Below are 11,696 nucleotides of genomic sequence, written 5' to 3' on the forward strand. Positions count from 1 at the left end.
ATTATTTATCCTTCTTACACATTGGGAAGCCTAGCGCTTCACGTGACGCGTAGTACGCCTCAGCAACTGATTTAGTCAGGTTGCGGATACGAAGGATGTAACGTTGACGCTCTGTTACAGAGATAGCTTTGCGCGCATCAAGGATGTTGAATGCGTGACCTGCTTTTAGAATGCGCTCGTAAGCTGGAAGCGGAAGTGGCTTCTCAAGCTCAAGTAGCTCTTTACACTCTTTTTCGCACTGATCGAAGAAAGTGAATAGGAAATCTACGTCTGCGTGCTCGAAGTTGTATGTTGATTGCTCAACTTCGTTTTGGTGGAAGATGTCACCGTAAGTCACGTTAGAACCGTCTGGTGCTACGTTCCATACAAGGTCGTAAACAGAATCTACTTCCTGAATGTACATTGCTAGACGCTCGATACCGTAAGTGATCTCGCCAGTTACAGGCTTACACTCAAGGCCGCCAACCTGTTGGAAGTAAGTAAACTGAGTTACTTCCATGCCGTTTAGCCATACTTCCCAACCAAGGCCCCATGCGCCTAGTGTTGGGTTTTCCCAGTTATCTTCAACGAAGCGAATGTCGTGAACAAGTGGGTCAACACCAAGAACCTCTAGGGAGCCTAGGTACAACTCTTGGATATTGTCTGGCGATGGTTTTAGCGCTACTTGGAATTGGTAGTAGTGCTGCAGACGGTTAGGGTTTTCACCGTAACGGCCATCGGTCGGACGACGAGAAGGTTGAACGTAAGCTGTAGACATTGGCTCTGGGCCAAGTGCTCGTAGACATGTCATTGGGTGAGAGGTGCCAGCACCTACTTCCATATCTAGAGGTTGAACAATGGTACAACCGTTTTGAGCCCAGTAATCCTGCAGCGCGAGGATCATTCCCTGGAAGGTTTTGATATCGTATTTTTGCATAGTCAGGTTCGCGCGATTCTTTTAAATGAATGAGAAAAATAACCTCTGAGTATACCGAGATATTCGTAAAGCGAGTAGGGGTAATCTTGTTTAATTAGTGGTCTAAAATGTCGTTTAGTGGATTTTTGTGCCTTTAATGTTTGTTTTTCGGCACAAGTGGATATTTTGATAAGTTTGATACTTGTGTTTGAAAGCTCGGATGATTAAAATCTCGCGGTCTTTGGGGAGTAGCTTACTTATTCATATCCTATTGAATGAGTTCGTTCGTCAACATAATTGATGCAAAATCATCATGGCGTTCGAGGCAACCACCACCTTGGTGGCGCTTAGCAAGACCTTAGACAAGCATCGTGAACCGGGATGGGGCGCGAGGTTTGTCTTTGGTTAAATATAATAATCTCCATCCCAAATGAGCATGTCGTGAGCGTTTTAGCTATTTCAATTACAACTGTCGCCTTAGCCGAGATCGGTGATAAGACTCAGTTGCTATCTCTTTTGTTAGCCAGTCGATATCGAAAACCGATACCTATTATTGCGGCTATCTTCTTTGCCACCATTGCCAATCATGCCCTTGCTGCATGGCTCGGGGTTGTGATCGCCGATTATCTTTCACCTGAAGTATTAAAGTGGGTGCTGGTGGTCAGCTTCATCGCGATGGCAGGTTGGATTCTGATTCCGGATAAGCTGGATGACGATGAGCAGATCTCAAACCGAGGCCCGTTTGTCGCCAGTTTTATTGCTTTCTTTATCGCTGAGATTGGCGATAAAACCCAGATTGCGACGTCGATTCTAGGGGCTCAATATTCTGATGCATTAGCGTGGGTGATTTTGGGTACGACTATTGGTATGTTGCTAGCAAATGTACCCGTAGTGATCATAGGTAAACTGTCTGCGGATAAGATGCCTCTTGATCTGATTCGTAAGATCACAGCCTTGTTATTCGTGGGCTTAGCTATCGCAGCGGCTTTCTATTAATAGGTAGTATTGAGTCTTATTATACTCAATCAGTAGAGTAATGTGTTGCAGGTCATACTCTTGCAGTAATGTGGGGTTTATCGAGCGGATGGACATATAACTGTCATACTTGTCATGATATTTTAATCTTGTGAGTTAAGAACACGAGGGCATGATTATGTTGACGCGTTATATGGGTATTACTCCACAAAGCCAAAGTTATCTATTTACCTTTGGTCTTGCACTTACACTACTAGGCATGGTGTTGACGGACATGTGGCTGCCAATGGTCGCAGGTGCCATCATCATGACAGGGCTTGCGGTAGAGGCTTGGATTCGGGTCGCGCATATTATTCCGCTGCGTAAAGAAATCCGAGAAATCCAGCATCAGCTTGAGCACCTGCAAAACAAATCTAGAAACGAATAAACAAAAAGCCGCTCGTACTCTGAGTTCTATTAAGAACATAAGGTACGAGCGGCTTTTTTGATACTTGATACTCGGTGGGGCATTACGCCTCCAATCCCTTTCTGATCAAATATTGATAAGGCAACGTTTCTGTTGCTTGGCCTACCAACTGGTGATCCATGAATCGACAAAAGCTCGGAATATCTCGAGTTGTCGAAGGATCGTCAGCTTTTACCAGTAACACATCGCCATCCTGCATGTTTCTAATTGTCTTCCTGACCATCATTACTGGTTCCGGGCAACGCAGGCCTTCAGCTTCTAAAGTATGGGTTGCCAGTTCAGGTTTGAATGTCATGGTTTGTATCTCTATATCTATCTAACGAGTGAATAATACGTCTGCAGAAAAAATATGCAATAAGTGCTTGGCAAACAGAATCATTTCCTATAACTTAGTTAACAAGTTGATAACAACTTGAAGCGAAGGCAACTAGCTAAGGAGTGGCGATGTTGACAGGATTAGATAGATTAACAATTTATTCGGTTCTCTGTTTTATTTCTTTTTGTGCGTTAGTACTACGTTCATCGACAGAGACCTCACTAATGCCTATTTTTGGCATAGTAGCAACGATTATTGGTATTTGGGTTGAGATGCGCCGTTGGCAGGGTGTAGCCGAAGAGCAAGAGCACTAACCTAAGTACAACAAATTAATTCCGATACGACATTCCGACACTATCCCCAAATTTTCTTGGGCTTCCCCGCGTAATTGCGGGATTTTTTTTATCTAAAGCATGCTATAAACAACTTAGTGACTAATGATAATCGTGTGATAGCTAGGTAAGTGGTGTGGAATTAGAAGACATCTATCGTAGAGACCTTAATTTATTGGTCGCTTTAAAGGTATTGATTGAAGAGGGCAGCGTTAGCCAGGCTGCGATTCGTCTTAACTTAAGCCAATCGGCAACCAGCCGAGTATTAGGGCGCTTAAGAGAACTATTGAACGACCCGCTGTTTACTCGCCAAGGCCAGCACCTTATCCCCACCAAAAAAGCACTCGAAATCAGCCAGCGTATTGACCAGCCTTTAGAATCATTCCGCCAACTACTTAGCCCGAGTGACTTTGACCCTTACTATTGCAGCGAACGTTTTCTGATCGCAACCACAGACTACGCAATGCAAACCATCTTGCCTTATGCACTGCCGAAGATTTATGAGCAAGCGCCTAATATCTCTTTAGAGTTTGCACCACTACAGCATGAGCATTTGTTTAAACAACTCAGCACGGAACGTGTTGATATGGCGATCTGCCGCCCGAGTGGCAGCATTACACCACTTCATCAAGAGGTATTGGGCCCGGTTGGTGTGTCGTGTTTGTTATCTAAAAACCACCCATTGGCTGATCAGCCGCTAAGCCTTGAGGATTATGTGTCATTGCCGCATGCGATGATTGCGATCAGTGATGGTGTTAAGGCTCTATTAGACAACGCATTAGCCAATCAACAGCCTCGTAAAATGGTGTTGCGCGCTTATCATCTTGAGGCTGCGTTGGCCATCGTCGATAGAATGCCTTTAGTGATTACTGTGCCTGCCGATTTGGCTTACTTGGTCGCAGAGCGATATGACTTGGTCGTTAAACCGCTGCCATTTGAGTTTATGCCGTTTGATTACTCGCTGATCTGGCACTCGCGTTGCGATTCTTCTGCTTCACAACAATGGTTAAGAAGAGTAGTAAAAGAAGAGTGCGGTGAGTTGATTCAAAAACGGATTGCGGATGTTGGCTTGGGTTAACTAAGACTAGTTTGGGATCACTCGACCCAAATGACAAAAACGTAAAAGGGCTGATAAAAATCAGCCCTTTTGTTTTGAGTGTTTAGCGATTACAGCTTGATGACTACACGACCAGTGATTTGACCGTTAGTGATGTCTTCTGCTGCTTGAATTGCACCGTCTAAAGACACTTCTTTGGTTGCTTGAGCGTAGAAAGATTCTGGTAGTAGTTCAGCCAGTTGTTCCCATGCTTTAATGCGCTTTTCACGAGGGCACATTACTGAGTCAACACCTTGTAGGCGAACGTTACGCAGAATGAATGGCATTACTGTTGTTGGTAAGTCAAAACCGCCTGCTAGACCACACATCGCAACCGCACCGTTGTAATCAATTTGCGCCAACACTTTAGCAAGTACTTTGCTGCCTACTGTATCGATAGCGCCAGCCCACAATTGTTTTTCTAGTGGTTTTGCTGGTTCTTCTAGTTCAGCACGCTCTACAATACGTGTCGCACCTAGTGATTTAAGCAGTTCACCATTTACAGAAGCACGACCAGTAACTGCTGCCACTTTGTAACCTAGTTGGTTTAGTAGAGTGATAGATACGCTACCTACACCGCCACTTGCGCCAGTTACTAGGATTTCACCGTCTTCTGGCTTGATGCCTGCGTCTACGATAGCTTGCACACAAAGCATTGCTGTGAAGCCAGCTGTACCGATCGCCATGACTTTCTTAGCGTCTAGACCTGCTGGCATTGGCACTAACCAATCACCGTTTAGGCTCGCTTTTTCAGCCATGCCGCCCCAGTGACCTTCACCAACACCCCAGCCAGTTAGAACAACTTCGTCGCCAGCTTTGTAGCGAGGGTCATCAGACTGAGAAACAACACCTGAAAGGTCGATACCAGGAACCATAGGGAAGTTACGAACAATACGCCCTTTACCTGTAATCGCCAAACCATCTTTGTAGTTCAAAGAAGAGTAGCTAACATCGATCTTCACGTTACCTTCCGGTAATTGAGACTCTTCAATTTGAGAAACTGACGCGATAGTTTTTTTGTCTTCTTGGTTTAGTACAAGTGCTTTAAACATGATCTGCTCCGTGGAGGAATATTAGGAAACTGAAGTAACTTTAGTTGAATAATCCGAGAAAAAATAATGAAACATCAACATTGAACATATGCGTTTTGTGCATAGATGTTGGTGCTGGTTTTTCTTTCATTGAGTTCGTTGAATAAATCGACGTATTGTTGAACATTGAGTAATAAAAAATGCAGCTATATAAATATAGCTGCACATAAGATTATCCTTCAAGTATTACAGTCAGTGATCGCTATGGGCGTTCAAATACCGTTGCAATACCTTGGCCTAAACCAATACACATAGTCGCTAAGCCGTATTTCACGTCTTGTGCTTCCATTAGGTTAATTAGGGTTGTAGAGATACGAGAACCAGAACAACCTAGTGGGTGGCCAAGCGCAATCGCACCGCCGTTAAGGTTTACTTTCTCGTCGACCACATCCAGTAGACCTAGGTCTTTCGCACATGGAAGAGATTGAGCAGCAAACGCTTCGTTTAACTCAATTACACCCATATCTTCAATGGTTAGCCCTGCACGTTTCAGTGCTTTTTGGGTTGCTGGTACTGGGCCGTAACCCATGATTGAAGGATCGCAACCTGCGATAGCCATAGACTTCACGCGAGCTCGAATCTTAAGGCCAAGTGCGTTGGCTTTCTCTTCACTCATGATAAGCATTGCAGAAGCACCATCAGACAGGGCTGATGAAGTCCCCGCTGTTACCGTGCCGTTTGCTGGGTCAAATACCGGGCGAAGCTGAGATAAGCCCTCAACCGTGGTTTCTGGACGAATCACTTCATCGTAATCCAGAGTGAACAGAGAACCGTCTGCAGCATGAGCTTCTGTTGGTAGGATTTCGTTCTTAAAACGACCTTCAACCGTTGCTGCTTGAGCGCGAGCATGTGAGCGTGCTGCAAATGCATCTTGGTCTTCACGGCTAATACCGTGCATTTTACCCAGCATCTCAGCGGTTAGGCCCATCATCCCCGCCGCTTTCGCTACGTTCTTGGACATACCCGGGTGAAAATCAACACCGTGGTTCATTGGTACATGACCCATGTGTTCAACACCACCGATCAAGCAGATTTCAGCGTCACCAACCATGATAGAGCGAGTTGCATCATGCAAAGCTTGCATAGATGAACCACATAAACGGTTGACCGTTACGGCACCAATCTCAATCGGTAGACCTGCAAGTAGAGCTGCGTTACGGGCAACGTTAAAGCCTTGCTCTAGTGTTTGTTGTACACAACCCCAGTAAATGTCTTCAATCTCAGAAGGGTTTACTTCTGGATTGCGCTCTAAAATGCCTTTCATCAAATGTGCAGACAGATCTTCAGCACGAGTGTGACGGAAAGCTCCACCTTTGGAACGTCCCATTGGGGTGCGAAGGCAATCAACAACAACTACATTATTCATTTTGCTATTCCTTTTCCAAATGTGGGTTACAGAGAACTTGCTTGTTGAGCGTCGTAAAAGCTTTCGCCTTTCTCTGCCATATCAAGCAATAGTTGAGGAACTTGGTACATTGCACCTAAGTCTTGGTAGCCTTTCGCCATTTCAACGAAGTTACCAATGCCCACACTGTCTAAGTAGCGGAATACGCCGCCTCTGAATGGAGGGAAGCCTAAACCGTAAACCAGTGCCATATCCGCTTCTTGCGGTGTCGCGATAATGCCTTCTTCTAGACAAAGCACCACTTCGTTGATCATTGGAATCATCACACGTTGGATTATTGCCTGGTCATCAAAATCTTGTGGCTGTTGGCATACGTCAGCCAAGATAGGAAGAATGTCTTCAGAGAAGGTTTTCTTCGGGCGACCGCGTTTGTCTACGCTGTATGTGTAGAAACCGCTGCCGTTCTTCTGACCGTATTTTTCAGCGACATAAAGCGCGTCAATTGCATCACGACCTTCTTTACCCATACGCTCAGGGAAACCTTGCGCCATTACAGCTTGTGCGTGGTGTGCTGTATCTAGACCAACAACGTCTAGTAAGTATGCAGGGCCCATTGGCCAACCGAACTTACGCTCCATCACTTTATCTATCTTAGTGAAGTCAGCACCGTCACGTAGCAACATGCTGAAACCGCCAAAGTAAGGGAAAAGTACACGGTTGACGAAGAAGCCAGGGCAGTCGTTCACAACGATAGGGGATTTACCCATCTTCGCTGCGTAAGCAACCACGCGATTGATGGTTTCTTCTGAAGTGTGTTCACCTCGGATGATCTCAACCAAAGGCATGCGGTGCACTGGGTTAAAGAAGTGCATGCCACAGAAGTTTTCTGGGCGCTTCAAAGATTTCGCTAGTAGATTGATAGGAATCGTAGAGGTATTTGATGTAAGAACAGTGTCCTCACCGACTAGGCCTTCAACTTCGCTCAACACTGCCGCTTTTACTTTAGGGTTCTCTACCACGGCTTCTACGACAACATCTGATTGCTCAACTCCTGCATAATGCAAGCTTGGAGTAATCGAAGACAGAATGCCTGCCATCTTGAATCCATCTAGGCGACCGCGTGACAAGCGTTTGTTCAACAACTTAGATGCTTCATTCATACCAAGATCAAGAGATGCCTGTGCGATGTCTTTCATCATCACTGGCACACCTTTCAATGCTGACTGGTAAGCAATACCGCCACCCATGATGCCGGCGCCAAGTACTGCTGCACGCTCAGTCGCTTTATTCGCAGATTTACCAGCCTGTTTTGCTAAGCCCTTAATGTATTGGTCATTAAGGAATAAACCGACCAACGCTTTTGCTTCTTCAGATTTTGCTAGCTTAACGAAGTGTTTACGTTCGATGTCGAGTGCTGCATCACGATCGCTACGTGCTGCTTCTTCAATAGCAATTACAGAAGTGATCGGAGCAGGATAGTGAGGACCTGCTTTTTGAGCGACCAAGCCTTTCGCCATGGTAAAGCTCATCATCGCTTCGAGTTTGCTTAGAGAAAGCGCAGACGTTTTTTGTTTACGGCGTAATTGCCAGTCTAACTTTTCATTAGCGGCCAAAGAAACCGTATTGATTGCCGACTCTAGTAACTGGTCTGTTTCAACAATCGCATCTAACAAGCCAACTTTAAGCGCTTCATCTGCACGGCATGCTTTGCCTTGCGTGATAATTTCCATTGCACTGTCAGCACCGATAACGCGAGGTAGGCGCACACAACCACCAAAACCAGGCATGATGCCGAGTTTGGTTTCAGGTAAGCCAATGCTGGTGGTCTTGTCACCGATACGGAAATCGGTAGCGAGTACACATTCACAGCCGCCGCCAAGGGCATGGCCACGCATCATTGAAAGAGTTGGGACAGGAAGGTCTTCGAGCTTGCTGAAGATTGAATTAGCGAATCTTAACCATTCATCAAGTTCTGCTTCTGGCTTAGCAAATAGGCCAAGAAATTCAGTGATGTCTGCGCCTACAATGAACGCATCTTTGTTTGAAGTTAAGATTAAACCACGTAACCCTGCGTGAGCATTAAGTGCATCTAACGCTTTGTCTAGTGATTCTAAAGTAGCAAGGTCGAGTTTGTTTACAGAGGCTGGTGCACAGAAGCTTAATTCCGCAATACCATCTTGTAATTCCTTTACCTGTAGGGTGTTAGCTTGGTAAATCATTGTCTATCTCCATGACATACAATCCACGATTGTTTGAGAGAATCTTGTTATCTTTCTATTATTGTAGAATACCTGGTAAGACCAGTTATCTTAGTCTGTACCTCTGCTTGATTAATTTCAATACATTTTTTAAACAATTGTTTAACATTGTGCGATAGCACAGATCCTCTAACCCTTATTATTCACGCGTGATACACTTCGTTGCTCTTATTAACTAAGTTAACGATATGAATGAACAGCCCTATTTAATACCGTCTGCGTCGGCTCTATTTGAAGAAGAGATAAAAAAGAGCGTCTTTATCACCCATCTTGCTCATACTCCAAGTGTAGAAGCTGCAAAACAGTTCGTAGAACAGGTGAAAAAAGAGCATTCGTCAGCACGACATAACTGTTGGGGCTTTGTGGCTGGTCGACCGGAAGATTCAATGCTTTGGGGTTTCAGTGATGATGGCGAACCCTCCGGTACTGCGGGTAAGCCAATTTTGGCGCAACTGTCAGGTTCTGGTGTGGGTGAGTTAACGGCTGTGGTCACTCGTTATTCTGGCGGAATTAAGCTTGGTACTGGTGGTTTGGTTAAGGCTTACGGCGGTGGCGTACAACAAGCTCTCAAGCTGCTTCAAACTATCGAGAAAAAAATAACCACAAAATTACGGCTAGAGTTAGACTATGGCTTTGTGCCAATCGCACAATCCATCATGGCTCAGCATCAGGCTGTTGAAGTCCAAGCGGATTATGGTGTTCAAGTTGAGCTTATTATTGAAATAGAGCTCCTGCAGGTAGATTCGTTTACCCAAACCATGATCAATAAAAGCGGTGCTAAGGCACTGGTAACGAAAGTCAAAGACAACTAGGAAGTGTGAAGCATTTCGCTTCGTTCAATAGCTCATGCAATTTCGCTCAATTATTCGAATCGTCGGATTATTATTAGCACTTTTTAGTGTATCAATGCTTGCTCCTGCGCTCGTCGCACTGATCTATCGAGACGGTGCGGGTGTGCCATTTGTGACGACTTTCTTCGTTCTCTTATTCTGTGGAGCAACTTGCTGGTTTCCAAACCGACGTTATAAGCATGAGTTAAAAGCGCGTGATGGCTTTTTGATTGTTGTTTTGTTCTGGACGGTAATCGGCAGTGCGGGTGCTTTACCGTTTTTGATCGCTGATAACCCGAGTGTTTCGGTAACGGACGCTTTCTTCGAGTCCTTCTCTGCATTAACCACTACAGGTGCGACTGTTATCGTCGGCCTTGATGACCTGCCTAAAGCGATCTTGTTTTATCGCCAGTTTCTGCAGTGGTTTGGTGGTATGGGTATCATCGTATTGGCAGTAGCCATTCTTCCTGTACTGGGCATCGGGGGCATGCAGCTGTACCGTGCTGAAATTCCAGGTCCAGTAAAAGATAGTAAGATGACTCCGCGTATTGCTGAAACGGCAAAAGCACTTTGGTACATCTATTTGAGTCTAACGATTGCTTGTGCAGTGGCGTTTTGGCTAGCAGGGATGAGTTTCTTTGATGCGATCAGCCATAGCTTCTCGACTATTGCGATTGGTGGCTTCTCGACTCACGATGCGAGTATGGGTTATTTCAACAGCCCGGCGATCAACATGATTACCGTCGTGTTCCTGCTTATATCAGCATGTAACTTCTCTCTTCATTTTGCCGCTTTTGCTTCAGGTGGTGTGCACCCTAAATACTATTGGAAAGATCCTGAGTTCCGCGCCTTTATCTTTATTCAAGCGCTACTGTTTTTAGTATGCTTCTTATTGCTGCTTAACCATCACTCTTACGACTCGTATTACGATGCCTTTGACCAAGCATTGTTCCAGACTGTATCTATATCTACGACAGCAGGCTTTACTACTACTGGTTTCTCCGAGTGGCCGCTATTTTTACCTGTTCTACTTTTGTTCTCTTCTTTTATAGGGGGCTGTGCAGGTTCAACCGGTGGCGGTATGAAAGTCATCCGAATATTACTACTTACGCTGCAAGGTGCTCGTGAAATGAAGCGTCTTGTTCACCCGCGCGCTGTTTATACCATCAAGGTTGGCGGTTCTGCACTACCACAACGTGTCGTGGATGCGGTTTGGGGATTCTTTTCTGCATACGCATTGGTTTTTGTAGTTTGTATGCTGGCTCTTATTGCAACCGGTATGGATGAGCTGAGTGCCTTCTCTGCCGTAGCGGCAACATTGAATAACCTTGGCCCGGGCTTAGGTGAAGTGGCAATGCACTTCGGCGATGTGAATGACAAGGCTAAGTGGGTGTTGATCGTATCAATGCTGTTTGGTCGTTTAGAGATATTCACCTTATTAATTTTATTGACCCCTACGTTTTGGCGTAGCTAAGGACAACATTGTGGCAAAAGCTCTATTTTTGTATTCAAGCCGTGAAGGGCAGACCAAGAAAATCTTGAACTATATAAAAGAAGAAATGAATGAGTTCGAATGTGAGCTTCAAGACCTGCACACTATTACTAGTGTCGACTTTGCTCAATACGACAGAGTTTTGATTGGCGCATCTATTCGTTATGGCCACCTTAATAAGAAGCTATATCAGTTCATTGATGCCAACCTTACTCAGCTGCAATCAAATAAGGTCGCTTTCTTCTGTGTTAACTTAACGGCTCGCAAAGAAGACCAAGGTAAAGATACCCCTGAAGGTAGCGCTTATATTAAGAAGTTTCTTCTTAAGTCCCCATGGCAACCGACTTTAATAGGTGTGTTCGCTGGCGCCCTCTATTACCCACGTTATAACTGGTTCGATAAAACCATGATTCGCTTCATTATGAATATGACAGGTGGGGAAACGGATACAACTAAGGAAGTTGAGTACACAAATTGGGAAAAAGTCTCTTTATTCTCTAAGAAACTGCAAGAGATGTAAGAGAAAAGCCTACTTTTGAGGCGTTTTGAGTTCTTTTTAATCGAACGAATAAAAAAAACGAGAAAAACTTCAAAAAGGGC

12 protein-coding genes and 1 riboswitch are annotated in these 11,696 nt (G+C 44.9%); of the genes, 7 read left to right on the forward strand and 5 right to left on the reverse strand.

Features of this window, described 5'->3' with window-relative positions:
* Position 1: 1 nt before the first annotated feature.
* On the reverse strand, positions 2-916 hold the full coding sequence (gene glyQ, locus BCT34_RS19265) for a glycine--tRNA ligase subunit alpha (RefSeq protein ID WP_017632669.1): 915 nt from the start codon (positions 914-916) through the stop codon (positions 2-4).
* A 210-nt stretch (positions 917-1,126) separates the two neighbouring features.
* Positions 1,127-1,302: riboswitch (yybP-ykoY riboswitch) on the forward strand.
* A gap of 34 nt (positions 1,303-1,336) precedes the next feature.
* On the opposite strand from glyQ, the gene BCT34_RS19270 reads away from it, so the two are divergent.
* Together BCT34_RS19270 and BCT34_RS19275 are read left to right on the forward strand one after the other, a co-directional pair.
* The gene (locus tag BCT34_RS19270) at positions 1,337-1,891 is read left to right on the forward strand and encodes a TMEM165/GDT1 family protein (RefSeq protein WP_076654317.1); all 555 of its coding nucleotides are present in this window, start codon (positions 1,337-1,339) and stop codon (positions 1,889-1,891) included.
* A 151-nt stretch (positions 1,892-2,042) separates the two neighbouring features.
* Positions 2,043-2,297 carry a hypothetical protein gene (locus BCT34_RS19275; protein ID WP_083702829.1) on the forward strand — a complete coding sequence of 85 codons (255 nt, stop codon included), beginning with the start codon at positions 2,043-2,045 and terminating at the stop codon, positions 2,295-2,297.
* 82 nt (positions 2,298-2,379) lie between these two features.
* Here the strand turns inward: BCT34_RS19275 and tusA are convergent, their stop codons facing one another.
* On the reverse strand, positions 2,380-2,631 hold the full coding sequence (gene tusA / locus BCT34_RS19280) for a sulfurtransferase TusA (RefSeq protein WP_004736675.1): 252 nt from the start codon (positions 2,629-2,631) through the stop codon (positions 2,380-2,382).
* Positions 2,632-2,780: 149 nt separating this feature from the next.
* Here tusA and BCT34_RS19285 point away from each other — a divergent pair, with 149 nt between their 5' ends.
* Together BCT34_RS19285 and BCT34_RS19290 are read left to right on the forward strand one after the other, a co-directional pair.
* On the forward strand, positions 2,781-2,966 hold the full coding sequence (locus BCT34_RS19285) for a hypothetical protein (RefSeq protein WP_004739241.1): 186 nt from the start codon (positions 2,781-2,783) through the stop codon (positions 2,964-2,966).
* Positions 2,967-3,120: 154 nt separating this feature from the next.
* The gene (locus tag BCT34_RS19290; RefSeq protein WP_076654316.1) at positions 3,121-4,062 is read left to right on the forward strand and encodes a LysR family transcriptional regulator; all 942 of its coding nucleotides are present in this window, start codon (positions 3,121-3,123) and stop codon (positions 4,060-4,062) included.
* A gap of 89 nt (positions 4,063-4,151) precedes the next feature.
* Here the strand turns inward: BCT34_RS19290 and BCT34_RS19295 are convergent, their stop codons facing one another.
* The 3 genes from BCT34_RS19295 to fadB form a co-directional block, all read right to left on the reverse strand.
* Positions 4,152-5,132, reverse strand: a complete 981-nt coding sequence (locus BCT34_RS19295) for an MDR family oxidoreductase (RefSeq protein ID WP_019825590.1) — start codon at positions 5,130-5,132, stop codon at positions 4,152-4,154.
* A gap of 241 nt (positions 5,133-5,373) precedes the next feature.
* Positions 5,374-6,537 carry an acetyl-CoA C-acyltransferase FadA gene (fadA, locus tag BCT34_RS19300; protein WP_076654315.1) on the reverse strand — a complete coding sequence of 388 codons (1,164 nt, stop codon included), beginning with the start codon at positions 6,535-6,537 and terminating at the stop codon, positions 5,374-5,376.
* A gap of 26 nt (positions 6,538-6,563) precedes the next feature.
* Positions 6,564-8,735 carry a fatty acid oxidation complex subunit alpha FadB gene (gene fadB, locus BCT34_RS19305; protein ID WP_076654314.1) on the reverse strand — a complete coding sequence of 724 codons (2,172 nt, stop codon included), beginning with the start codon at positions 8,733-8,735 and terminating at the stop codon, positions 6,564-6,566.
* A gap of 227 nt (positions 8,736-8,962) precedes the next feature.
* Here fadB and BCT34_RS19310 point away from each other — a divergent pair, with 227 nt between their 5' ends.
* From BCT34_RS19310 to hemG, 3 genes are read left to right on the forward strand one after another with little or no spacing between them, the layout of a single operon-like run.
* Positions 8,963-9,586, forward strand: coding sequence for a YigZ family protein (locus tag BCT34_RS19310; protein WP_017058823.1), 624 nt, complete (start codon positions 8,963-8,965; stop codon positions 9,584-9,586).
* A gap of 34 nt (positions 9,587-9,620) precedes the next feature.
* Positions 9,621-11,078, forward strand: coding sequence for a TrkH family potassium uptake protein (locus tag BCT34_RS19315; RefSeq protein ID WP_048657784.1), 1,458 nt, complete (start codon positions 9,621-9,623; stop codon positions 11,076-11,078).
* A gap of 10 nt (positions 11,079-11,088) precedes the next feature.
* Positions 11,089-11,616: a menaquinone-dependent protoporphyrinogen IX dehydrogenase gene (gene hemG, locus BCT34_RS19320; protein ID WP_076654313.1), complete on the forward strand. Its 528-nt coding sequence runs from the start codon at positions 11,089-11,091 to the stop codon at positions 11,614-11,616.
* Positions 11,617-11,696 lie beyond the last annotated feature (80 nt).

The organism is Vibrio sp. 10N.261.45.E2 (assembly GCF_002875705.1).
Taxonomy (GTDB): Bacteria; Pseudomonadota; Gammaproteobacteria; order Enterobacterales; family Vibrionaceae; genus Vibrio.